Consider the following 22,187-nt stretch of genomic DNA (forward strand, 5'->3'; position numbering starts at 1 on the left):
TGTGGAGTTCAGGTGAGTCTCCGGATCCAAAGGATTCTCCTAGGTGAGTTGAGTGTGTGTTGGGTGCTGACGTGAGGGCGTCAAAAAGGAGGCAGCCGTCCTCAGTGCGCTCTGGTCTACATGCGCTCCGGGGCAGACACACCGAGCAGCTCCAGCGCGTTGGCGAGAGTCTGGCGAGCCGCAGAGGCCAGGGAGAGGCGAGCGGCGAACAACGCCTTGTTCTCTGCAACGGTCTGCTCGTCGTCGCTGGGTTTCGGCAAGATCTGGCAAGCGTCGTAGAAGCGGTGGAATGCTCCGGCCAGCGCCTCCGCGTAGCGGGCCACACGGTGGGGTTCGCGCAGTTCCGCAGCGGTCTTCACGACGGCCGGGAACTCACCCAAGGTACGGATGAGGTCGCCCTCGCGGTCGTGCGTTAGTAGGGCTAGATCGGCGCCTTCACGGGTGACGCCGAGATCCGCTGCCTTGCGTCCCAGGGAGCACAAGCGAGCGTGTGCATACTGGACATAGAACACCGGGTTGTCGTTGGACTGCGAAGCCCACAGATCCATATCGATATCCAAAGAAGAATCGACGGAGCTGCGGATCAGCGCATAGCGGGCGGCATCCACGCCGATGGCCTCCACAAGGTCGTCCAAGGTGATGACAGTGCCAGCACGCTTCGACATACGCACTGCCTTTCCATCCTTGACGAGGTTTACCAGCTGACCGATGAGCACCTCGACCTGCTCCGGGTCGTAGCCCATGGCGGCAGCTGCTGCGCGGAGACGGGCGATATAACCGTGGTGGTCGGCGCCGAGCATGTAGATGCATAGATTATGGCCACGGTCGAACTTGTCGGCCACGTAAGCGATATCACCGGCGATGTAGGCCGCGTTGCCGTCGGACTTGATGACCACGCGATCCTTGTCGTCGCCGAAGTTGGTGGAGCGCAGCCACCAGGCACCGTCGGCTTCATAAAGGTTGCCGTTGTCCTTGATCTTCTGGATCGCCGCTTCGACGGCGCCGGACTCGAACAGGGAGTTTTCGTGGAAGTACACGTCGAACTCCGTACCGAACTCCGCCAGGGTGCGCTTGATATGGGCAAACATCAGGTCCACGCCCTGGGAGCGGAATAGCTCCTGTGCGTCCTCTGCGCTGAGCTGCTGCCAGTCGGGGTTTTTCTCCACGATCTGCGAGGCAATGTCCTGAATGTAGTCGCCGCCGTATCCGTCTTCCGGGGTAGGTTCGCCCTTGGCGGCGGCCAGCAGGGAGCGGGCAAAGCGGTCGATCTGTGCGCCGTGGTCGTTGAAGTAGTACTCGCGGGTAACTTTCGCGCCGCGGGCGGTTAGCACTCGTCCCAGCGCATCGCCCACGGCGGCCCAACGTGTGCCACCCAGGTGGATGGGGCCAGTTGGGTTTGCAGAGACGAATTCAAGGTTGATGGCGGTTCCGGCGAACTCATCGCCGTGGCCGAAATCTGCACCGCTAGCGAGGATCTGCTCGACAATCTTGCCTTGTGCAGCAGCGGCCAGGCGAATGTTGATAAAGCCTGGGCCTGCAACGGTGGCCTCGTCGATACCGTCGTGGCCGGCGAGGGATTCCGCGAGCCAGGTACCGAGCTCACGAGGGTTCGTACCGGCCTTTTTGGCGACCTGCATAGCGATGTTCGTTGCGTAGTCGCCGTGCTCCGGGTTGCGTGGGCGTTCCACGGTAGCGCCTTCCGGCACCACGGAAGAATCCAGGCCGTGGGCATCCAGGGTCGTGCGGGCAGTTTCGGTAATCAGTTCAGACAATTCAGCAGGAGTCACAGCATTAAACACTAGCAGTGGAGTCGAGCCGCTCACGCAGTGGTGGAGGTGATTAAACTACTGCCCTATTGCAGTGCTAGACTTTCAACCCGTATTGACGTGAACTTAAAGTGAACCGCCAATACGACGCCTTCGTAGCTCAGGGGATAGAGCACTGGTTTCCGGTACCAGGGGTCGTGAGTTCGAATCTCGCCGAGGGCACGTTGTAAAGCCTCGGGACATCGCTTTTGATTTTGTTCCGAGGCTTTTGCTTTTGGATTGCCCTAGTGGAGGAAGTTACGTTTTCCGCTTTAACCGGGGCAGCGTCATGGCTTTAACTCCGGCGAGGATATGGCCACGATGATCCGCATGCTGGGTATTCTTAAGAAAATTCTTTTTATTTCTCAAGGAGATCGACCATGCGCCGCGCGAGTACTTTCGCTCTGGTTTTAACATCCGTCCTTGCCCTGTGTGGTTGTGGTTCCGGCGGGGATGACTCAGGGGATGTGCAGACCACTACCGTAACTGCGTCCCCAGAAACCACGACAAGTACGTCCAAAACGAAGAGCTCAGAAGCTAAATCCCCCACCCCCACTCCGGGCGGTCCACAGCAAAAGACGACCACGAACGGTGAGGCTGTCATTGGGCACACTGAAGCTCCAGGTCAGGCTGCCCCTTCAGTAATGAACAAGACAATCGCATCCTGTGGCGATCCCTCACTTCACGAAACTGGCACAACATTCTTTACCGATGGGACGTCAGGTTGGACTCAGACCTGTGCCAACAAAATGATGGCCGCTCGTCCCGCCGAGCCGGCTCCCGCCCCAGGCGATTCCTATTACGAGGGCTACAACGATGGCTATAGCGACGCACAGGACTACGACTACGGGTACGAGGAAGGCTACTGAGAGAATTAAGCTTCAGAAGCTCCCGATCCTGAGTTCTTTACGCTCTCGATACTCTGAAAATTCACGTTTGGAATCCGCGAGAATCGATCCTCGTCACAAGTCAGCACGATGATCTGATTGTCCCTACCCAGCGCACCGAGCACCTTGTTCATACTCTTCGACCGATCAGTATCGCTGAACCCCAGAACGTCGTCCAGGAAGATCGGCACACCGCTGCCATCGTGACCCACCAGCCGGGCAATCGCGAGGAGCTGCAGAATCTCCACCTGCTCCTGTGCACCTCCAGAGAGCTGTTCTTTGTCCAGACGCACACTGCCGATTGCGCGGCTTGAAACTTGGAACTTCTCGTCCACATCCAGATCCACATCGCTGCCGAAGACCATCCCAGAAAGCTTATTCAGAGCCTTTCGATAAGGCTCGGAGTACTTCTCCTGCATCCGCTTCCGCGATGCCTGAACCACCTCGTGCAACAGCTCCGCAGCATCCGCTTGCCTGCGCAATCTAGTAACCACACCCTTAAGGCGCTTCACCTCCGTTTCTGCTCGCTCCTTCGTATCTGCAGAGCCCCGAGCCTGTCCAAGCTTCGCATTCATTGCAGCGATATTCACACGGCATTCCTGCATTTGCTGACTGAGCATATTCAGCCGGCTTTGTGCCCCGTCGAGGCTTGCCTGCGCATCCGTAACGTCCCCAAGCTCTCCCACTTCTCGGCGCTTTGATTCCAATTCCGAGCGCGCCACTTCCACGGCCGCAATTGCCTGCGTTCGTTTCGTGCGTAGGTCTTCATCGGAGTGACGTTGACGAGCCGCCTCCAGATTCTTCGATGTCGCATCCAACTGCTGCTGCAGGCTCTCAACCTTCGCCTCATGTTGGATTTTCCGCTCGATTGCGTCACTGTTTTGCAGTGAAAGTAGCCGCTCACTGGCCGCATCGCGATCCCGGGTCGCTACCTCCAAGGCAGCGGTGGCTTCCGCATCGTCGATAGTCCCATCAGGCTCCGCATTGGCGTCACTTCGCAAGCTACCGCAGCTCTTCCGTAGGTCTTCCAGTTCGGCAGTAAGGCTACTTACCAGACTGTTGAGGTCAGACATCGAGCGCTTGCCAAGAGTGGCCTTGAGACTGGCTCGCAGGTCACGCAGGTTCTCCTCCTCCTCGTTACGTGCTCGCACAGCGCGTCCGAATTCCTCCAAAACTTCAGCGCGGGAGTCCTCCAGATCGATGTGCTCGCGCCCAACTGATGAAAGCTCCGCATTGACCTTCTGTAGCGCCTCGGTGACCTTCAAGTCGAGGTTGCTGGAATCCTGCGCTGGAGTCACACATACTTGGTATTCACCCAGCCCCACCGTCCATTCGGTGGTGACTTTCTTTTCCAGACCACCGTCCCCCAGTACCCTTTCCACCCCATCATCCACGACCGTGCCTCCGATCGGCCCGGTAATGTGCACGGCAGTCGCTCCGACATCGCGAATCTTGATCTGTGCTTCTAGATCCGAGATCGCTTCACGAATCCTCTGCTCCGCCTTGGGCGTTGCGGGGTCGCGATCTACCTTCTGTGCCAGCTCCGTGACCTTGGAGTCCAGCTCGATGGCATCATCGCGTTCCTCTGCAGCGCCATCCAGCTGCTCCTGCACCTCCGCTTCTTTCTTCAGCGCAGCAGCCAGCTTGGCACGCTTATCCGCCAATGCATAGGCAACATGGGCACTATCGAAGGCCTTCTGGGCTTCATTGCGCTCAGCCTGTTGTTCGTCGGCTTTCTTTTGGACGCCGCCAAGTTCCTCGGTCGCCGTCTTCAGTGACTGCTCCTGCTTCTCCAGCGCTGACTTCAGATTTTCCCGAGCTTCGAAGGCGTCGTCCCAACGCCCGACCTGATCGTGTTTCAGATCCAACTCGTTTTCCAAGGTGCGGAGAGTCTCCGCAACCTTCTTGGCGGCTTCCAGCCGCTGGACGCACTCGTCGTACTCCTTCTGTGCATCCGGTAGGTCGGCCTCCGCCTCCGCCCGCTGGGTCTGCAGGGATTCAATGTTGCGAATTGTCCCTTGAGCGTTGTTGTAATCACTCTCCGCAGTTGCCAGAGCTTCTTCCGCACTAGCAAGTTCCGCCTCGGCCTTCGCCAGTTCTCCCCTGGAGTTTCGATTGCTTCGCCGATCCCGTAACTTCCTGTCCTCTTCGTCGATCAGGCGAACCAGTCTCTCTGCTGCTCCCTGATCGTCTTCACGGATGCCACCAACGGCGCCTACTGTGGCGTCATGAGCCTCACTCCCTTCCCCCACAGCGCGATCACCGGCAGTTCGAAGAGCTGAAGAAAGGGCGGGAATTGCAGTGAAATCTAGGGCATCCAAGCGTTCGCCCTGACTGACGAACAGCGCCTCGCGCAGCGCAGAATCTATGTTCTCGTTTAGTAGCGCGTTGAACTTTTCCATCGCAGCGACACCGTCGTAGTTACGTACGGAAGGACGCAGCACATCCAGCTTCGTTTTCTTTTTCTCGAAGTCCTTGGTGTACTCCACCTGGTACTCGCCAAGGCGCATGCGGGCGGTGATTTTCGGTTTTGAGCCTCCACCTACGGGGAAAAAGACACTAACCTTCCTGGAACCTGTCGAAACCTTCCAATCGGAAAGCAGCAACCCAAAGGCATTCATCAAACTGGATTTGCCGGCCTCGTTACTGCCGTAAACAACGGTCACTCCCGTCGCTTTAGGAGTGAAATGGGCAGAGCTGATACCTGCAAAGTTGTAGACTTCCAGGCTTTCCAAGACAAAGCTGGCCTGGTTAGAAGTTGTCATCTTCCTAAACCGTTCCTCTCCCCTAGTTGCCCTTCTCCGCGTGCTTGGCCAGCCGCACCAGCAAGCGCAGTGCATCCTGTGCACACTGGGATTTCCGCACCTGCTCTGGATCCTTACTCTTGATTTCGGCTATTGCCTTGAGTTCATGTGCTGCCTCACCAATAAAGCCCTGACCCAGCAGCCCTTCAGATAGCTCATCCTCATCGGGAATAACGTGCACATCCATTAACCGATCGCGTTCATATAGAGCTGCGAAGGTCGGCTTAAGTTTGGCTACTCGTTCATCCAAGTAAGCAGCATCGTGAACGGATAGCATCCCCTCCAGCGAGTATTTGATAACGGTGGTGCGCTTGGCCTCGATAGCTTCCAACCGCCCCAGGAATTCATCGATATCCTCCGTTGAGTTCACTGTCGCGGCCACAGCCCTCAACGTCCACCCTCCCACCGGAATCTCTTCAACCTGCACCTGTGCCTGCTGCTCGGGGCGCGCCGGATCCACTGCAATGTCCACCACCAGCACGTTGCCAGAGTTCGATTCACCTCGGCCGTCCTCATCAACGAAAGCCGTGGCCTCGTGCGCACCGGAGTACCACACTCGTGCCTGGGTGCCGTCTGCATCTAGCGGCATCGTCGAGTGCGTATCTCCTAGCGCCACATAATCCACTTTGCGATCACGGCAGGCCTGGGCTGCATTGTCCACGTCGATGCAGTCGAGATCGTCTTTTTCACCAAAAGAGCTCACCCCACCATGCCCGACCAGTACTCGAATGCCTGCCCCCTCTATCGGCTCTAGCCCGCTCAGAGCGGCTGCAACCAGATCCTGTTCTGCGCTTTTCCCCTGCAGCGGCGCTCCCACGATTTCTAAGGTCGCACTCCCCTCGCGGGCTCCGTCGGAGTTCGGCACCGCAATTGGCTGTGTGTCCTTGAGGACGAAAACGTTCGTCAACTCGTCGAATTCCTCCCTGTGGTACACGCTCGCCGCGTCCAGCGGATCGTGGTTACCAGGCAGTAGAAAAACGGGTACCGCTGAGCCTTTCAACACGTCGATGGCTCGACCGTAGATTTCTGGTTTCAGCAAGTTATTGTCAAAAACATCGCCTGCTACCACTACTGCGTCGCATTCCTTTTCCCGTGCGAGCTCTAGCAGCTTCTCAATCGTAGATAGCCGCGATTCATCAAAACGCGACTGCGCCTCAGCACTTAAGTAATGCCTCTGCATCCCCAGTTGCCAGTCCGACGTGTGCATAATCCGCGCCCGGTGCGCGGACATTGCCGTCATTGGTTGTGCCATGTCTTCCGCTACCTGTTCTTCCCGATCTCGTCGCTTTAATCGCGATCTATTTCGCCGTTTGTTCGTTCCGCTGCGTGATCCGTCGCTCTGTCACTTGCCTCGCCCGTAGTTCTATCAGCCATGTCGGACAACCTAGTTTTATAATAGAACATAGGTTCGGATTTCTCGAGAGTTTCAAAACAAACTTCCAGCTCATGCGTCGCTTTGAGCTGATCCACCGCATGCCACGCGACCGAACGCATAGCCTCATTCAGCGCCTTCTGGTCCCCCTGTTCCAACCCGGATTCCCAACTCAACGGCTCCCAATCGACCGGCTCTGCCGCGGTGCCCCAAAACTCTGCCGAGTCCACCTGTTCTGACTGTTGTTCCCGCACCGTTCCGGCATTGCGCGCCTGAGGCTGCTTTCGTGGCGACGCCCCCACACCCCCGTTGCTCCAGCCCTGCACCGGGCGCAGCAGCTCCTGCGCATTCAGCCCCCGCCATCGCAGCAGAATACTGGGGTCCTTTTCCAGTCGCTCCGCAGCAGAATAAGCCAATGCCACCACGTGCTTGCAGATCGCGGACTTATCCGGGCATGTACAGCTCACTCGATTGACATGCCCGGGATGCAATAGCACTGAAGCCACATCCATACCCGGCGCGCCACCGTCCAGGATGGAACGAATATGCGAGCTATCGGAAAGCATCTCATCGTATACGAAGTCCCGCTGCCGATCCGTGAGTTTGCGCAGGTGAATCGAAGTTTCAAAAGGCTCCAGCTGAGAACCGTCAACAAGGCCGGCAACCACGTTCTCGGCAAACTCCACGCTCAGTACCTTGCCACCCCGGAAGTATTCCCGGCCACGCGCCAAGCGCCCCGAGTCCGTAGCTTTCGATACAGCCTCCATTAACTGCGAGCTTGCCCAGCTATCTTCCCCACGAATATGCGTGCCATGGGCATCCCGCAGCCGGTCCATCTCCTGGCGTCGCTTAGCCCCAAAATCGGCGAGCACCACATTTTCGCCCCATGTCGCGTCTGTGCGTGAGCGCCTTCTCGGTGGTTTGCTAACCATCGTTTTCCTCCAGCTGGGTGGACTCGCGCAGCTGAAGCAGTTCGCTCAGCTCGGCATCGCCAAGATTGGCGATCCAGCCCTCGCCTGCGCCGACGATATCGCCCGCCAGCTCGCGTTTGCTCATAATAATGTCGTGGATTCTCTCGTCGATGGTGCCCTGTACCACCAGCTTATAAACCTCCACGGACTTGTTCTGTCCAATTCGGTAGGCACGGTCGGTGGCCTGATCCTCAACGGCTGGGTTCCACCAGCGATCGATATGGATCACCACCGACGCCTCGGTCAGCGTGATGCCGGTGCCGCCTGCCCGCACCGAAAGGATCATAATCGGCGGTCCGTCCGCACTCTGGAAATCGTGAACCATCCGCGTGCGCTGTGTGCGCGACAGCCCGCCGTGCAGCACGGGTACCTCCACACCAAAGGTGGCCTCCAGCTCTGGTGCTAGCATCTTTCCAAACGTCGGGAACTGCGTGAACATCAGCACCTTTTTGCCTTCTTCTAGGGCATTGTCGGTGATTTCAAAGATGCGCTCGATCTTCGCCGAGCGATGTTTCCCCTCGGCCAGGATCCCCGACCCGTCGCCTGCGTAGTGTGCCGGATGGTTACAAATCTGTTTGATCTTCACCAGCGCCCCCAGGATATTCGCGCGCCGTTTGCCACCGGGTAGCTGCAGGCGCATCTCCATATCCTTAATGAACGACTCGTATAGCGCAGCCTGCTCCCTGGAAAGGGGAACGCGCTCCACAATGTCTTGCTTCTCCGGCAAATCCAGCCCAATCGCCGCATCGTCCTTCAACCGACGCAAGATAAACGGCTGAACCAAGCCTCGTAGCCTGCGCTTCGCTTCGTCATCTCCATAGCGCTCGATGGGTATAGCCAGGCGATTTTGAAATGCCGCTGCGGATCCGAAGATTCCGGGATTCGCGAAATCCATGATCGCGTACAGATCACTCAACCGGTTCTCCACCGGCGTACCCGTTAGCGCAATATGCGTGGCCGCTGGCAGGGAGCGCACTGCCCGGGACTGTTTTGTCGCCGGGTTCTTGATCGATTGTGCCTCGTCGGCTACCACCCTGCCCCACTGAACCTGCTGGTATCGGGCGGTATTGCGCGCCACTCGACCGTAAGTTGTCACCACCAGATCCGGTCGCTTCATTCCGCCTTCCAGCCCTTGGATTGTGGCGTCACCAAATTCTTTATCGTCCAACAACCCCGAACCGTGATCGACTAAGACCTCCAGACCCGGCACATGCAATGCAGCCTCCGCACGCCAGGCTTCCACAACTGTGGTGGGTGCCACGACTAAGGTGGGGCCTTCACAATCGCCAGCCTCGCGCTCCCATGCCAGTAGTGCCAGCACCTGCAGAGTCTTTCCCAAGCCCATATCATCGGCCAGAATCGCGCCGATGCGGTGGCGGTGCATCCAAGCCAACCAGTTCAAGCCCCGTCGTTGATGGTCGCGCAGTGTGGTCTTTACAGCGGCAGGCACGTCTACGGGCTCAGGCGGATCCAACTGCGCTTCACCGTCCAGCAGCCTTGCGACCCATCCGTCGGCTTCCACGCGAAACTCGTGGTCAGCATCCACTATCTCAGCGGCGCTCAGCAGATCGGCTTCTAGGATGTCACGCACGCTCACAGTGACATCTCCAACAGCTTTTTCCTTTTTATCCTGCTGTTTCGTAACCTGTGCAAACCACTTGCGCGCAGCCACGAGGGATTCCTGATCTAGGAATACGTACTCGCCGTTGATGCGCACAATCGCCTCAGCCGCGTTCAGCAGCTCTTGGCGCGTCGCCTCGTCGAGCCCCTCGCCGGCACCGTCAGCGCCATCAGCGTTACCCAGGCTGACCTCCCACGAGAAGTTCATCAGCTGATCCATGCCTAGCTTGCCAGCACCCGGCCCCTGGCCAACCGGCGTGGCTTTAGCCTTGACCCGCGGTCGCACTTTGCCCCACCCGCGTGGAATCATCACCCCGAACCCAGCCTTACGCAGCGCCGCCGCCCCGTGCTCCAGGAAGCTTGCCAGCTCGGAGATCTCCAGACTCGTCCCCAAGGTCGGCTGTTCGCTCGGCAGCTCTTCTGGACGCCACCATCTCCGCCCCTGCGGATTCGCGCCCATGTTGAGCCATGCCAGGAGACTGCGCAGATGCGGTTCGAAATCCGGCCATACATCTCCGGCACGATTGAGACCGCGGATGATCCTTACTTTTAACTCTTCGCCCACAGTGGCAGGGTTGATTGGCTCAGCAGGGCCACCATTCATCGAATGGGCTATTTGCAACCACCACGACGGTGCTACGGTCACATCGTCCTCACCCGCACCCTTTTGCTCGTCGGTTTGTTCCACTTCGGAGGGGGTCGACAACAAGAACAGCAATTGTCCAGCCTCCGCCTCCGCTTCCCGCCGCCACTGTCCCAGGCTGGCTACGGTGCTGGCTCCGCCTCTTCGAGTTGCCGTTCCCGTAGCGAGGGCGCGCACGAAAACCGACGTGAACTCCATGGGCTCGCGGCGCAAATGTGCCACGGCAATCCAGTGGGCGAACTCATCGGCCAGGCGCTCCACCACATCTTCTCCCCCGTTGCGCGTCAACACCCCGGGCACGCGTTCGCGGAACTGCTGCAACACACGCATGTGATCACCGGCGGGCGAAAGAGTCCAGCGTGGGAACCACTGATCGTCTACGCGCTCCATGCGCATCATCACACGCCCGGCAAGCACTGCTTCTTCAACGAAAGCACAGAGTTTCATAAGGAATTTAAGCTCCGGGGCAAACCCATCAATCAGTCCGACCTTAGAGGCAGTTTCTTCGATTGCATTTTTATGCGCATATTCACATAACTGCCCCATTAGAGCGACCGATTCTTCGGGGGTCAAAGCTACCGCGGGTACCGGCAATTCCTTCACCCTTCCCCGTGGCGTAGAAAGCCAGATTCCTCCCCGATTACGCCAGGGGTGCATCCCCAGAATATCCATACAAACCGCTGGTAGATCCCCCATTTCCAGCTCGTCAATATCCATTACCACCCCATGCCCCTCGACACGCTCCACCCACAACCACAGCCCGCCTGAAGTTGGTGCAACTACGTGCATTTGATGCGTGAATCCCATGCTGGAAGTTTTACCATGTACGCCGGACACCCCTCGAAGCGCGACTACGTCCGCTAACGTGGATGTCGAGTTGTGCGCGTCACACTTGCGCGCGCCTTCTACACTTCGGAGCACAGAGAGCCCGAAAGCTGACGTATAGAACTTATACATTCAACTTGAGGAGATGACTGTTCGTGGCTGACCAAACATGGTTTGTCATAGCCATGGTGATCTATCTGATCGTCATGCTGCTGATTGGACTTTATAGTTTCAACCAGACCGACGAGTACGAGGACTACATGCTCGGCGGACGAAACCTACACCCCTTCGTTGCCGCCTTGTCCGCTGGCGCCTCCGACATGTCCGGCTGGCTCCTTATGGGCCTGCCTGGCGCGCTGTACATGCTCGGATTCTCCGAGATGTGGATGGCCATCGGCCTCCTCGTCGGCGCTGCGGTCAACTGGATCATTACCGCACCTCGCCTGCGCTCCTACACGGAAGTGGCGAATAACTCGATCACTATCCCCTCCTTCTTGGAGAACCGCTTCCACGATCGCAGCCACTTCCTGCGTATCGCTGCGGGCATCATCATCCTGGTGTTCTTCACCTTCTACGTGTCCTCCGGCATGGTTGCCGGTGGCCGCTACTTCGAGTCCACCTTTGAGGGCGACTACTTGACCGGCATGATCATCATCGCCGCCGTCACCGTTGGCTACACCTTCGTCGGCGGCTTCCTGGCTGTGTCCTTCACTGATACCGTCCAGGGCTGCATCATGTTCGTCTCTCTGCTGCTGGTGCCCATTATGGCGCTGCTGCACATGGATGACCCGGGCGCTATCTGGACTTACCAGCTTGAGAACGCATATGGTCTCGAGTCCATCGAACCCAACCCCGACTGGTTCTCCCTGTTCACCGGCGTATCCTTCGTCACCATCATCTCCAACCTGGCATGGGGCCTGGGCTACTTCGGCCAGCCACACATCATCGTGCGCTTCATGGCACTGCGTGGCCCGTCCGATGCTCGCGCAGGTATGCGTTACGGCGTTGGCTGGATGTTCCTCTGCCTGGTCGGCACCGTCATGGTTGCCATCATCGGCCCGGCTTTCTTCGGCATGGATCCTTCCATCGCAATCACTGACCAGGAGAACTTCGAGACGATCTTCCTGGACATGGGTCGCATCCTGTTCCACCCACTGCTCGCAGGCCTGATCCTGACCGCCGTGCTGGCCGCGATCATGTCCACGATTTCCTCCCAGCTGCTGGTTGTGTCCTCCGCTCTGATCGAGGACATCTACAACGGCCTTATCAACAAGAACGCCTCCGACCAGTCCCTGAAGAACCTCTCCCGCATCGCCGTGCTGGTTGTTGCCCTGCTGGCTGCATTGATTGCACTGAGCCCGGACTCCGGAATTTTGGGTCTCGTCGAGTTCGCCTGGGCTGGCTTCGGCGCTTCCTTCGGCCCGGTCATCCTGGGTGCACTGTTCTGGCGTCGCCTGAACGCCGCAGGTGCAGCCGCTGGCCTGGTCACTGGTGCAATCGTCGCCTTCCTCTGGGGTGGCCTGCCACAGTTCGGCGTCATCGACAAGCCATTCGACCTGTACGAGATGATTCCGGGCGTTATCCTGAACGTGATCGTCATGGTCGCCGTAACCCTGATGACCAAGGCTCCGTCCAAGGAAATCACCGATACCTTCGACCAAGCAATCAAGCTGTCCAAGGTTGCTGCCAAGAAGGATATCGACTTCGAGGAAGCCGCAGAGGTTGCCGCCAAGTAGCCTTCGCAGGCTAACCGCCCAAAATAGGGGCGAACCTTTCTAGCGTCGCTGCAGTATAAAGCTGCATGCGGCGCTTTTTCTTTTACTCCCTCCACCCTTCCCCTTTCACCTCCTACTGCTTATTTCTGGTTGTACTGCTATTTGGGGTTTATTGGGTGGTGACGCCACATTCTTCCCGCCCGCAGGATCAGCGCACCGTCGCAGAGTACCTACAACACATTCACCAGATCCCCGCCCGACCACGGGTACTGGGATATTCTCGCGATCGCTTCGGCGATGGCTGGGGGATGCAGGTCACCGAACTTGGCACTTGCGATACGCGGCACCTGTTGCTGGTGCAAGCATTCGGGGGCTCTACTGGAGGGTGTGCGAGTACTCGCGGAAGAGACGGGGCAATGGAGCAAGGGGGCGTCGATCCCTATACGCACCGCACGATGAACCGCCATAACGTCGATGTCGACCATATCGTTCCGCTGGCTGCTGCATGGGATCTGGGCGCTTATGCATGGCCGGACGCACGTCGCCGAGAATTTGCGAACGATACGTTGCGCAACCTGGTACTCACAGCGTCCGAGGTCAACCGGGAAAAGTCAGACTCGACCTTGAGCGAATGGCTGCCTCCGGTGAATCAATGTGGCTACTGTGCACGCTTTATTCGGGTGATCGGTGAATATGGTCTTGCGATGACTGTGGCGGATTTGCAAGCCGCCCGAGATGCCTGTGACTTGTAGTCCACATCAGCGAACAAAGATTTTAGGCTAAGGCACTTTCAAAAGGCCCGTCAAAGTGACAAGTCACCAATCAATCTGCCAGAGTAGGAGGCATGTCTACCCTTATTGTTGCACTTCACGTTCTGACAGCGATCCTGCTGATCGGCCCCGTAGCGATTGCTTCCTCCATGTACGCGCCCCAGTTCCGCAAGGCACAATCCGGTGATCCCGCGGCCGTCGGCGCGCTGCGCCTGGTGCACCGCATCACCCGCTCTTATGGCTTTGTTTCCTTGCTGGTCCCGGTGCTGGGCTTGGTCGCATTCTTCACTGTCGATGGTGCGATGAAGAACCATGCACTGCACTTCGCCCTACTTTTGGCCATTATCGCCTGGGGTGTGCTGATTACCCTGGTTATCCCCCGCCAGCGCCAGGGTTTGGTGGTCTTGAACGCTGTGGAGGCTGGCGACGCCCCTGCCTCCGAGGCTGAGACTGCCAAGGCAACTAAGGCAGACGCCTCTAAGATCCCAGGACAGGCTGCTATGTTCGCCGGCATCTTCAACCTGCTGTGGCTAATCACAGCGATCCTGATGTTCTTCTAAACCCCAAGGGTTTCAAAAAATCCCGCGCAGATGCTTTTCAGGCAACCTGCGCGGGATTTTTGTATAGCTATCCGGCGCTGTAGACAGACTGCGCAGACACGAATCGCGCGTCGATGTCGCTGGATCAGGAATCTGTTAAAAGCAATAATTCCCATTACGGAAAACGTCCAGGTCAGAGCGTCGCCAAAATTCTCTTCTTCGCGAGAGGCTCGGCAGATTCACGATATAACGACATTTCTGCCCCGGACCCCGGACACCCCCGATGCCCTGACGCTACAACCTCCGCCTTAGCGGCGTCCGCCGCGGTGGCCGCGCTCTCCCTTGAAACCGCGTCCGCCGCGATCATCACGGTCATTACGTCCACGACCGCCATTGCCACGGTGGTCACCACGGCCGTTCCGCTCGTTTCGGTCATTCCAATCATCCCTGCGATTGCGGCCTCCACGTCCACCGCGATCATCACGGTCACCACGGTGGCCGCCACGTCCACCGCGATCGCCGAAGTCATTGCGATGCTGACGCTTGTGGCTCCCCGGACGACCAGTCGGAGCACCGGGATCCGGCTCAATATTGATCAGCTGGCCAGAGACGCGGGTTTGGTCCAGTGCGTGGAACACTTCCATCGGTAGATCCGCCGGCAACTCCACCAGGGAGTGCTCGGCAAAAATGCTAATTCGACCGAAGTCGCGGGAACTCATGCCGCCCTCATTTGCCAGTGCACCAACGATCGCACCGGGGCGCACACGCTGCCGGTGCCCCACCGACAGGCGGTATACAGCAAGCTCCTTACCATTGCGATCCTTAATGCGCGGAGCTTCCTTATTGAAGCGCTCGTCGAAAGGCTTATATGCTCCGCCTCCGCTACGGGAATCGTCACCGTAGCGATCGTCGCGACGGCGACGCGGACGCTCCTCCTTCGGCTTCTCCTTCATTAAGAAGTCCTCACCAGCCTGCAACTGCGCAGCCAAGGCAGCGGCGATATTCGCCAACTCCACCTCGTTAGACTCCGAGAATTCCTTCACCAGATCACGGAAAATACTGATCTGTGGGTCGGCCAGCGACTCAGTCAGGCTATCGCGGAACTTCTCCTTGCGAGCCTCATTCACCGCGTCCACAGTCGGCAGCTCAATCTCATTCAACCGAGACTTCGTTGCCCGTTCGATGGCCTTCAACAAACGACGCTCACGGGGCGTCACAAACAAAATTGCGCGGCCCTTACGGCCTGCACGTCCCGTACGGCCAATGCGGTGCACGTAGGATTCCGTGTCGTGCGGAATGTCGTAGTTGAACACGTGTGTGATGCGGTCGACGTCCAGGCCACGAGCAGCAACGTCCGTCGCTACGAGAATATCCAGACGACCGTCCTTCAGCTGATCCACAGTGCGCTCGCGCAGATTCTGCGGAATATCACCATTAATTGCCGCAGCGTTAAAGCCGCGAGCACGCAAACGCTCGGCCAGCTCCTCGGTCTCGTTCTTGGTGCGCACGAACATGATCATGGCCTCGAACTCAGTGACTTCGAGAATCCGGGTCAGCGCGTCCAGCTTGTCCCGGTGGCTAACCAACAGGTAATCCTGCTCGATGTTTTCACTCGTCCGCTGGGCGGCCTTCACCGTGATTTCCTGCGGATCATTCAGGTACTGCTTCGACAGACGGCGGATGCCAGAAGGCATCGTCGCGGAGAACAAAGCCACCTGCTTTTCGCTGGGGGTATCTTCCAGGATGCGCTCAACATCCTCCTGGAAGCCCATGTTCAGCATCTCGTCTGCCTCATCAAGCACCATGAAGCGGAGCTCGGAAATATCCAAGCTGCCCTTCTCCAAGTGATCAATCACACGACCCGGGGTGCCCACCACAATGTGCGCACCGCGTCGCAGACCAGAAAGCTGCACTCCATAAGCTTGCCCACCGTAAATCGGCAGCACGTGAATACCACCCAGGTGCTCAGCAAAAGACTGGAAACTCTCTGCGACCTGCAGAGCAAGCTCGCGGGTCGGTGCCAGCACTAGAGCCTGGGGATGACGCTTCGACACGTCAATGCGCGACAGAATCGGCAGCGCGAATGCCGCGGTCTTTCCGGTGCCGGTCTGCGCAAGGCCAACCACGTCGTGGCCTTCCATCAGCACTGGAATCGTTTCTGCCTGAATTGGGGAAGGTACTTCGAAGCCGACCTTCTTGACTGCAGCTAGTACGTTATCGGGCAATCCCAGCCCGTTGAAAGAGCGCTGCTGCTCTTGGTTGTCCTCTGGAACTTTCACTTCAGCGTTCTCAGACTCCACTGCTTTATCAGTCGCACCTTGTGGCTCTTGTGGCTTTTGATTATCCACGGCAGAATCCTGGGAAGGATTCTCCGAGATGCCACCCTGCAGTTCATTCTGAGATACCCGCTCGTCATTGACCGGCTGGTTTACGTCGCCGGTGACGTTTTCAGTATCACTCATCGCTGTCCAAGCCTACGCCCACTTGAGCGATAAAGCGATTCACTGCGCACAGTCACTCCCCTGGCCTTTATCGCAGGTCTTCCCACAGTTCTGTAGCACTCCCGCGGTACTTATTCCGTTAGCTTGGAAAGTACGAAATTTGCAGCTCGCTGGCCGCTGCGCAATACGCCGTCGATGCTCGGCGTGGCATGCTGAGCGCCCGCCAAAGCAATGCGACTTCCCTGGAGCTCGCGGTCGCCCAGATTCTTACCTATGCGTTGCAAACCTTTTGGTCGGATCAGCGGGATGGCGTCGATAAACGATTGTTCGGCAACTAGCTCCCAACTGGAGGAATCGACGCCGAATAGCGAACCCAAACCGCGCTGCACTTCTGCAACCGACGGCACCTGCGAGGGATTTCCGCCCTGTGGATGCACATGATTGCAGGCCACCAAGTGCTGTCCCGGCGCATAACCGGGTGCAACTGCTGTAACTTCCGTAGCGGAGGTAATGGGTGTCTTACGCGTGCCGTCGACAGTCATTAGTCCTTCGGCGATCACGGGTTCTTCGGAAATAAACCACCAAGAAGACACGCTGGTGGTGGGCACCTTCGGCGACCCCAACAATGCAGTTTCGTGCCGTGGATCGACGGCGACGATCACACGGGAAAAGTGCTCGGTTACCTCTCGATCAGTCACTGCACGAGAGGTCTCAGGGTGGTTACCCCCTGCCCCATTTGTGCCATCTTCTGCGGATTCCCCGACCGTGATCAGCACCCCATCGCCAGTTTCTTCGATGCTTGTCACCGGCGAGTTAAGGCGGAAATCCGCACTAGGCACTCGGGCCAGCGTTGTCGCCAGATCCCCCATCCCATTTTCCAATACGGCTAGGTTGCCTCGCAGCATCGTGCCGATCATCCATTTAGCGAAGATCGCAGAGGACTCACCCTCGGAGTCAAAGAGGAATGCCCGCAGCAGCGGATCAATCGCCACACACCGAGTGCGTCGGTGCACACCTCGCTGGTCAAGAGACTCACAAACTTTTACATCTTCATCGATGTGGCGCTGTTTGATCTTTCTAAGTTCCAGACTGGAGCGATGCGAAAGCTCAGACTTCAGCCATCGACGCAGCGCCACAAGGTCGCGGAATGATAGCGCACTACGCACATTGGAGCGCATCAGGCTGGGGATCAGGTGGGGAGCGCGGATGGGATCGCAGATCAGGGCCAATCCGTCCTCAGTCAGAGTTTGAATAGCCGGTTGAAAATTGCGGATCCCCAAGGATGAGTACTCTCCCGGCTGCAGAATCTCTTTTATTGAGGGGTACCAAGAATTGAGGGTTTGCAGGCCGTGGTCAACGGTTATCCCGTCAATCTTTTCGGAACGTACACGCCCACCCAGCCGATCACTGGCCTCGAAGACAGTGCATTTCACGCCACCCTTATGCAGGGTTCGTGCAGCCGCTAGCCCAGCCAGCCCACCGCCTACGATCGCCACGCTACCCGGTGCGCTGTGTGTCGCCTCCGCCATGTCGCTGCTCCCGAAAACCGTCGTTTCTTTATCGCTGTTGCCAGCTAATTCTTCGCCCATGCTATCGCACAAAACGTCGCGGACTATCGCGTGCCACACCTTCCTAGTTTGGTACATGTGTTCTATTCTTGTTCTAGGTGACGCCACCCTGTCCACCTCACTACCTAAAGTGCACCCATGAACAAAGACCACCGCTGACGGGTATCCATCACGAATGTCCCCCCACTACCCGTCCCCGACTACAAGGAAGTGAGTCAACATGAAGTCCCGTATCACCACTCAGCGCGCCCCCATGAGCACCTCCAATATTCGGCGCTTCAACCTGAGCGAACCTCATAGAGCCGCCAACGAAGCTCGCGGAATGCTGCGGCATCCGCGCAGTCTCATCCGCATTACACCTGGTTGGCGCGCTCCCCGCTTTGCGTTGCGAGCGGGTGGCTCCACTGCGCTGGTCCATGTTTCACGGCGCAGAATGTCGCCGTTGATGTGGCGCCGACTGAGTCAGCAGCAGCCGCCAGAAGGAGAAGATCTGTTCCTGGTCACGGTCTCCGTGGAATGTCCGAAGTGGATGACTAGCGAATCAACTCGGCTACTGGAGCTCACGCTCGGCCGAGCATGGATCGTGCGGGAAGATCCGCAGGAGACCCGTGATCGCCACAATCAAGCGCAAGTTAGCTTGACGTGGCATGGGTTGATGACTCAGCGGGATCTGCTTTCAAAGGAAGGCTCTACCCCACGAGCTGCCTAACGGCACTCACCCTTTAACGCTTTTCTTCAGCGTCGTCCTCTTCAGCGACAGTGTCTTCGTCGTCTTCGTCGTCTTCGTCATTGCCATCGTCGAAGTAGTCATCATCGAAGTCGTCGTCCAGCTCGTCTTCGAGGTCTTCAGGGAAGTCCTCAGCGAAATCCTCGTCGTCCGCCTCGAAAAGGGGGCGCATTCCGATCTCGTCGTCGAAAGGAACCAGCAGTTCCTCCCACTCAGTTGCCTGTACCTGCGCCACTGCCAACGCATCGAAGAGCTGATCGAAGTCCTTGAACGTTCCCAGTTCAAGGACTTCCTGGGTCATCTCAGCGGCATCTTCCAACACGTTTCGGTACATGACTTCACGCTCGAAATCAGTCAGGCTTTCATCGCCTTCCAGCTCCGCAACTGCCTGATCAACCAGTTCGTCGTAATCCTCACCGAAGGTCACAAAAGAGACTGTTGCCTCTGGCTCATCAGTACCGGAACCCAATAGCACCGTGAGCAGAGACCCATTGCCCACTTCCGCACGAACCATCATTGGTTCGATTAGATCCTGCTCAAACTCCAGGTCAGAGATCCGATCATCTGTCCCCTCAAGAAGGTCGTGCAGCACGGTAATGCACTGGTCGGTCGCAATATACTGTGCGACTACCGCAACCGCCGCCTCGACAGAAAACACCACGCCAACAAGGCTGGCTTCGAACTCCTCGATGCCCGCTTCCTCGTCCAACTCCCCCTTAGCCATAAACACATTCGCCGAGTCAATCCCCGCCGTCGTGCCGGTTTGCTCAATCTGCTGGAACTGAATTTCCAGTTCCGGGGCGATGGGCACGAACAACATTCCGTCATTTACTCGCGACTCAATGCCCTCAGTATCCAGCGCTTTAGCAATATCCTCGTAGAAACCCACAGCCAACGTCTCCTAGTGTTTTAGAGGTGTTTGAGAGGTGTTTTAGCCCAGAGCGACACGTGCATTCCGTGACTTGGGCACCATAGTAACCCGATCCGCTCCACCGCGTGACCTGTGCGCGCTTCCCTAGCGCCCCGGGCGCGGCATGGCCACTGAACTCTCGTCGCCATCCCACCCCCGCATATCGAATTTCTCCCACACTCGGCGGAACTGTGCCCGCGGGTCCTCCTCCATCCGCATCTCCCGCTCAAATACTTGGGTTGCACGGCACTCCAACGAATAAGGTTCCCACCCGGGATGTGCATCCCAAATAAACTTCTTCCAGGCCCTTTGCATATGCCCTGAAACCACGGCCATCTCATCGCCCAGCACGAAACTGGCTTTCGAAGACTTTGCGTCACCAAAAAGAGCCGATAGTTCCATCGAATGCATCGCCCCAACCCCCAAACGCCGCAGCATTGCCGGCGCATAGTCAAAGCGGTACATCCACACCGGCGCACCAGCGCTGTGGTGTAGCTCCGCAAGGCGAACGGACTGCGCCCAGAACACAGCGTCAGTAAGCATCTGCGCGAAAACACCGCGGCGCCCTACGTCCCCATAAGCCGCTTCAATTTCCGCAGCTAAAGCAGGGTCGTGTGCACGTAGCATCGTCCGAGCGGCTCGCAGCCGCGCAGATTTTGAAAAGAACAGGATCTGGGCGGCAGACAACTCATCGTTATTCGTTCCAACCAGTAGCGGAAGCTGTTGCTGTTCAGCTTGCTCAAAAATGTCCAAAGGGTGCCGCACCAAGAGCTCACCATCAATGCCGATACCGAATGCAGCATTGAGCTCTCGCAGCCCACGCCCCTTCCACAGCATCTGCTGCCCGGCGCGCACCACATCAGCAAAGGCCAATGTGCGTAGCTCAGCGATCGAGGTAGTGCGTGGCACCAACCCGGAATACTGCGCCAATTTGCGCGCCCACAGGTTCGACTGTGCGTTTGTGTGCACACTCATCACCGGAGCGGATTGCAAAATTACCCGATGGAATAGCCCTCGTGCAGCAGGAATTGCCATGAGAGCTGCTGCGGACGTACCGCCGGCGGATTCTCCCATCAGCACTACATTGTCGGGGTCGCCACCAAAATTCGCAATGTTTGTTTGCACCCACTGCAGCGCCAGAATCTGGTCGCGGGTTGCCGGATTGGCCTCGCAGGTCGCAGCATCCGGCACGTCCAGGGAGCTCATGTCCACGTACCCCAACGCACCGAGCCGGAAATTCAATGCCACATAAACGACGTCCAATTCCTTAGCGAAGTTATGCCCGCGCAGCACCGCGGTGTGGGAAGCCCCTGCGAAGAACCCACCGCCGTGTAGGAACACGACGACCGGCAGTGTGTCGTTCGTGTCTGGCCGAACTATGTCCAGATTCAGGCAGTCCTCGTCGCCTACAACCTCGTCTTTCCAGTTGTAGCCCGTCTGCGGCGCAACGTTTCCATACTCGTGTGCGGACCATTCCCCCTGCCAGCGAACGGGGCGTGGCGCTGCCCAGCGTTCTGCGGCACCGAAGGGAATGCCTCTCCAGGTCCGCACCCCATCGACCTTTACGCCGTGGACGGTTCCACCGGTGGTTTCTACCCGCACGTCGTTTTTAGTCGTCATCTTCCGTTGTCATTTGTCTGCCCTGCTGTCTTTTGTTGTCCTTAAAAAAGGTTTCCCACCATACTATGCGGGTTCCTATGCCGGTTCCCTTTCAACCATTGGAGTTCAACCAGCAGAGAATTTCTCCCCTAGTCTTGGGTGCCATGGGAATTTTTAATTTCGGCAAGTCCAGCGGTCACCGCGACGAAGCCACCGCCACGTCAGAGCTCCTTCACCAGGCTCGGCAGGCGCCTTACCCCTCGGGCCCTATCGCGCGCCGTTTTTTCGGTGCGATCGATCGCACGGTTGCGGTACAAGAGCCGCTCATTCGGTCGTATGTGGCCAAGATCGAAAAGAAGCATGGTGACGCCACGCTTCAACACCGTCAGGAAGTCCTCGACGCGCACTTTAAGAACTTCGCCACGGGTTCGGGAGCGGGCACCGGTGGCGTAGCGGCCGTACCGGGAGTCGGTACGTTGCTTTCACTGGCAGGAATCGCTGCGGAATCCGCACTGCTCGTCGAAGTTTGTGCACTATATGCCCTGGCCTCCGCAGAACTAAACGGCATCGACATCTCCAAGGAGGAGACTCGCCGCGCTGTTGTGTACCTGGCGATCTCCGGTGCCACGGCAAAGGAACTGGTGCAAGCACTGGCCGAGGACAGAACCTTCGGATCCCTAAAGGCAGCCAATAATCTGCGCGGTGCGCGCAAACTCCGCAACAGCAGCTCTGTTGAGTTGAAGCAAGCGAACAACGTCCTTGGACGCTTTGCCTTCCGCCAGGTACGCAAGCGCTTCGGCGGAGCGATGTTTAAGAAGGTTCTACCGTTCGGCGTCGGTGCCTACCTGGGCGCGAAGGCTAACCGCAAGATCGCAGAACAGATGATCGACAACGTTCATGTTTTTATTCGCGAGGCAGACGAGTTTTTCTAGCTGACTCTTCACTGACTTCAGCACTTCTGCACTAGGGTGCTGTCCCGAGCCCGCGTTAA

At 57.9% G+C, this 22,187-nt stretch carries 15 protein-coding genes and 1 tRNA gene; 7 read left to right on the forward strand and 9 right to left on the reverse strand.

All coding sequences use genetic code 11. The features are described 5' to 3' along the window. Nucleotides 1–116: 116 nt before the first annotated feature. A complete protein-coding gene (gene argS, locus ACWXWJ_RS04555) occupies nucleotides 117–1,787 on the reverse strand; it encodes an arginine--tRNA ligase (RefSeq protein WP_448307498.1) in 1,671 nt (556 codons plus the stop codon). 128 nt (nucleotides 1,788–1,915) lie between these two features. On the opposite strand from argS, the gene ACWXWJ_RS04560 reads away from it, so the two are divergent. Together ACWXWJ_RS04560 and ACWXWJ_RS04565 are read left to right on the forward strand one after the other, a co-directional pair. After that, nucleotides 1,916–1,988 (forward strand) — tRNA-Arg (locus ACWXWJ_RS04560). Nucleotides 1,989–2,185: 197 nt separating this feature from the next. Then, on the forward strand, nucleotides 2,186–2,674 hold the full coding sequence (locus ACWXWJ_RS04565; RefSeq protein WP_448307497.1) for a hypothetical protein: 489 nt from the start codon (nucleotides 2,186–2,188) through the stop codon (nucleotides 2,672–2,674). A 5-nt stretch (nucleotides 2,675–2,679) separates the two neighbouring features. Here ACWXWJ_RS04565 and ACWXWJ_RS04570 read toward each other — a convergent pair whose 3' ends face one another. Genes ACWXWJ_RS04570 through ACWXWJ_RS04585 form a run of 4 tightly spaced genes read right to left on the reverse strand, consistent with a single transcriptional unit; the run spans nucleotide 2,680 to nucleotide 10,909 of the window. Beyond that, nucleotides 2,680–5,457 carry an ATP-binding protein gene (locus tag ACWXWJ_RS04570; RefSeq protein WP_473963683.1) on the reverse strand — a complete coding sequence of 926 codons (2,778 nt, stop codon included), beginning with the start codon at nucleotides 5,455–5,457 and terminating at the stop codon, nucleotides 2,680–2,682. Between the two features lie 22 nt (nucleotides 5,458–5,479). Next, nucleotides 5,480–6,748, reverse strand: coding sequence for a metallophosphoesterase family protein (locus ACWXWJ_RS04575; protein ID WP_473963684.1), 1,269 nt, complete (start codon nucleotides 6,746–6,748; stop codon nucleotides 5,480–5,482). Nucleotides 6,749–6,783: 35 nt separating this feature from the next. Beyond that, the gene (locus tag ACWXWJ_RS04580) at nucleotides 6,784–7,740 is read right to left on the reverse strand and encodes an SWIM zinc finger family protein (protein WP_473963685.1); all 957 of its coding nucleotides are present in this window, start codon (nucleotides 7,738–7,740) and stop codon (nucleotides 6,784–6,786) included. A gap of 52 nt (nucleotides 7,741–7,792) precedes the next feature. After that, complete coding sequence (locus ACWXWJ_RS04585) at nucleotides 7,793–10,909, reverse strand: DEAD/DEAH box helicase (RefSeq protein ID WP_473963686.1); 3,117 nt, start codon at nucleotides 10,907–10,909, stop codon at nucleotides 7,793–7,795. Between the two features lie 173 nt (nucleotides 10,910–11,082). On the opposite strand from ACWXWJ_RS04585, the gene putP reads away from it, so the two are divergent. The 3 genes from putP (at nucleotide 11,083) to ACWXWJ_RS04600 (ending at nucleotide 13,972) form a co-directional block, all read left to right on the forward strand. Then, the gene (putP, locus tag ACWXWJ_RS04590; protein ID WP_293789734.1) at nucleotides 11,083–12,663 is read left to right on the forward strand and encodes a sodium/proline symporter PutP; all 1,581 of its coding nucleotides are present in this window, start codon (nucleotides 11,083–11,085) and stop codon (nucleotides 12,661–12,663) included. A 158-nt stretch (nucleotides 12,664–12,821) separates the two neighbouring features. Then, the gene (locus ACWXWJ_RS04595) at nucleotides 12,822–13,394 is read left to right on the forward strand and encodes an HNH endonuclease family protein (protein WP_473963687.1); all 573 of its coding nucleotides are present in this window, start codon (nucleotides 12,822–12,824) and stop codon (nucleotides 13,392–13,394) included. Between the two features lie 92 nt (nucleotides 13,395–13,486). Further along, a complete protein-coding gene (locus ACWXWJ_RS04600; protein ID WP_473963688.1) occupies nucleotides 13,487–13,972 on the forward strand; it encodes a hypothetical protein in 486 nt (161 codons plus the stop codon). Nucleotides 13,973–14,259: 287 nt separating this feature from the next. Here ACWXWJ_RS04600 and ACWXWJ_RS04605 read toward each other — a convergent pair whose 3' ends face one another. Both ACWXWJ_RS04605 and ACWXWJ_RS04610 read right to left on the reverse strand, forming a co-directional pair. Further along, entirely contained in the window at nucleotides 14,260–16,413 is a 2,154-nt protein-coding gene (locus ACWXWJ_RS04605) for a DEAD/DEAH box helicase (RefSeq protein WP_473963689.1), read from the reverse strand. A gap of 110 nt (nucleotides 16,414–16,523) precedes the next feature. Continuing rightward, nucleotides 16,524–18,038, reverse strand: a complete 1,515-nt coding sequence (locus ACWXWJ_RS04610; protein ID WP_473963690.1) for an FAD-dependent oxidoreductase — start codon at nucleotides 18,036–18,038, stop codon at nucleotides 16,524–16,526. A gap of 142 nt (nucleotides 18,039–18,180) precedes the next feature. Between ACWXWJ_RS04610 and ACWXWJ_RS04615 the strand changes: the two genes are divergently transcribed. Next, the gene (locus ACWXWJ_RS04615) at nucleotides 18,181–18,669 is read left to right on the forward strand and encodes a hypothetical protein (protein ID WP_473963691.1); all 489 of its coding nucleotides are present in this window, start codon (nucleotides 18,181–18,183) and stop codon (nucleotides 18,667–18,669) included. A gap of 13 nt (nucleotides 18,670–18,682) precedes the next feature. Here the strand turns inward: ACWXWJ_RS04615 and ACWXWJ_RS04620 are convergent, their stop codons facing one another. Together ACWXWJ_RS04620 and ACWXWJ_RS04625 are read right to left on the reverse strand one after the other, a co-directional pair. Then, nucleotides 18,683–19,576, reverse strand: coding sequence for a hypothetical protein (locus ACWXWJ_RS04620; protein WP_448307487.1), 894 nt, complete (start codon nucleotides 19,574–19,576; stop codon nucleotides 18,683–18,685). 126 nt (nucleotides 19,577–19,702) lie between these two features. After that, a complete protein-coding gene (locus ACWXWJ_RS04625) occupies nucleotides 19,703–21,217 on the reverse strand; it encodes a carboxylesterase/lipase family protein (RefSeq protein ID WP_448307486.1) in 1,515 nt (504 codons plus the stop codon). A gap of 143 nt (nucleotides 21,218–21,360) precedes the next feature. On the opposite strand from ACWXWJ_RS04625, the gene ACWXWJ_RS04630 reads away from it, so the two are divergent. Beyond that, nucleotides 21,361–22,128 (forward strand): hypothetical protein, encoded by a 768-nt coding sequence (locus tag ACWXWJ_RS04630; protein WP_448307485.1) that lies wholly within the window; start codon nucleotides 21,361–21,363, stop codon nucleotides 22,126–22,128. Nucleotides 22,129–22,187 lie beyond the last annotated feature (59 nt).

Source organism: Corynebacterium sp. p3-SID1761, assembly GCF_055862885.1.

Excerpts from the sequence above, each read along its gene's own strand:
- ACWXWJ_RS04565 (WP_448307497.1), top strand. The coding sequence starts at position 2,186 with ATGCGCCGCGCGAGTACTTTCGCTCTGGTTTTAACATCCGTCCTTGCC.
- ACWXWJ_RS04570 (WP_473963683.1), bottom strand. The coding sequence starts at position 5,457 with ATGACAACTTCTAACCAGGCCAGCTTTGTCTTGGAAAGCCTGGAAGTC.
- ACWXWJ_RS04575 (WP_473963684.1), bottom strand. The coding sequence starts at position 6,748 with ATGGCACAACCAATGACGGCAATGTCCGCGCACCGGGCGCGGATTATG.
- ACWXWJ_RS04585 (WP_473963686.1), bottom strand. The coding sequence starts at position 10,909 with ATGGGATTCACGCATCAAATGCACGTAGTTGCACCAACTTCAGGCGGG.
- ACWXWJ_RS04600 (WP_473963688.1), top strand. The coding sequence starts at position 13,487 with ATGTCTACCCTTATTGTTGCACTTCACGTTCTGACAGCGATCCTGCTG.
- ACWXWJ_RS04605 (WP_473963689.1), bottom strand. The coding sequence starts at position 16,413 with ATGAGTGATACTGAAAACGTCACCGGCGACGTAAACCAGCCGGTCAAT.
- ACWXWJ_RS04610 (WP_473963690.1), bottom strand. The coding sequence starts at position 18,038 with ATGTACCAAACTAGGAAGGTGTGGCACGCGATAGTCCGCGACGTTTTG.
- ACWXWJ_RS04615 (WP_473963691.1), top strand. The coding sequence starts at position 18,181 with ATGAAGTCCCGTATCACCACTCAGCGCGCCCCCATGAGCACCTCCAAT.
- ACWXWJ_RS04625 (WP_448307486.1), bottom strand. The coding sequence starts at position 21,217 with ATGACGACTAAAAACGACGTGCGGGTAGAAACCACCGGTGGAACCGTC.
- ACWXWJ_RS04630 (WP_448307485.1), top strand. The coding sequence starts at position 21,361 with ATGGGAATTTTTAATTTCGGCAAGTCCAGCGGTCACCGCGACGAAGCC.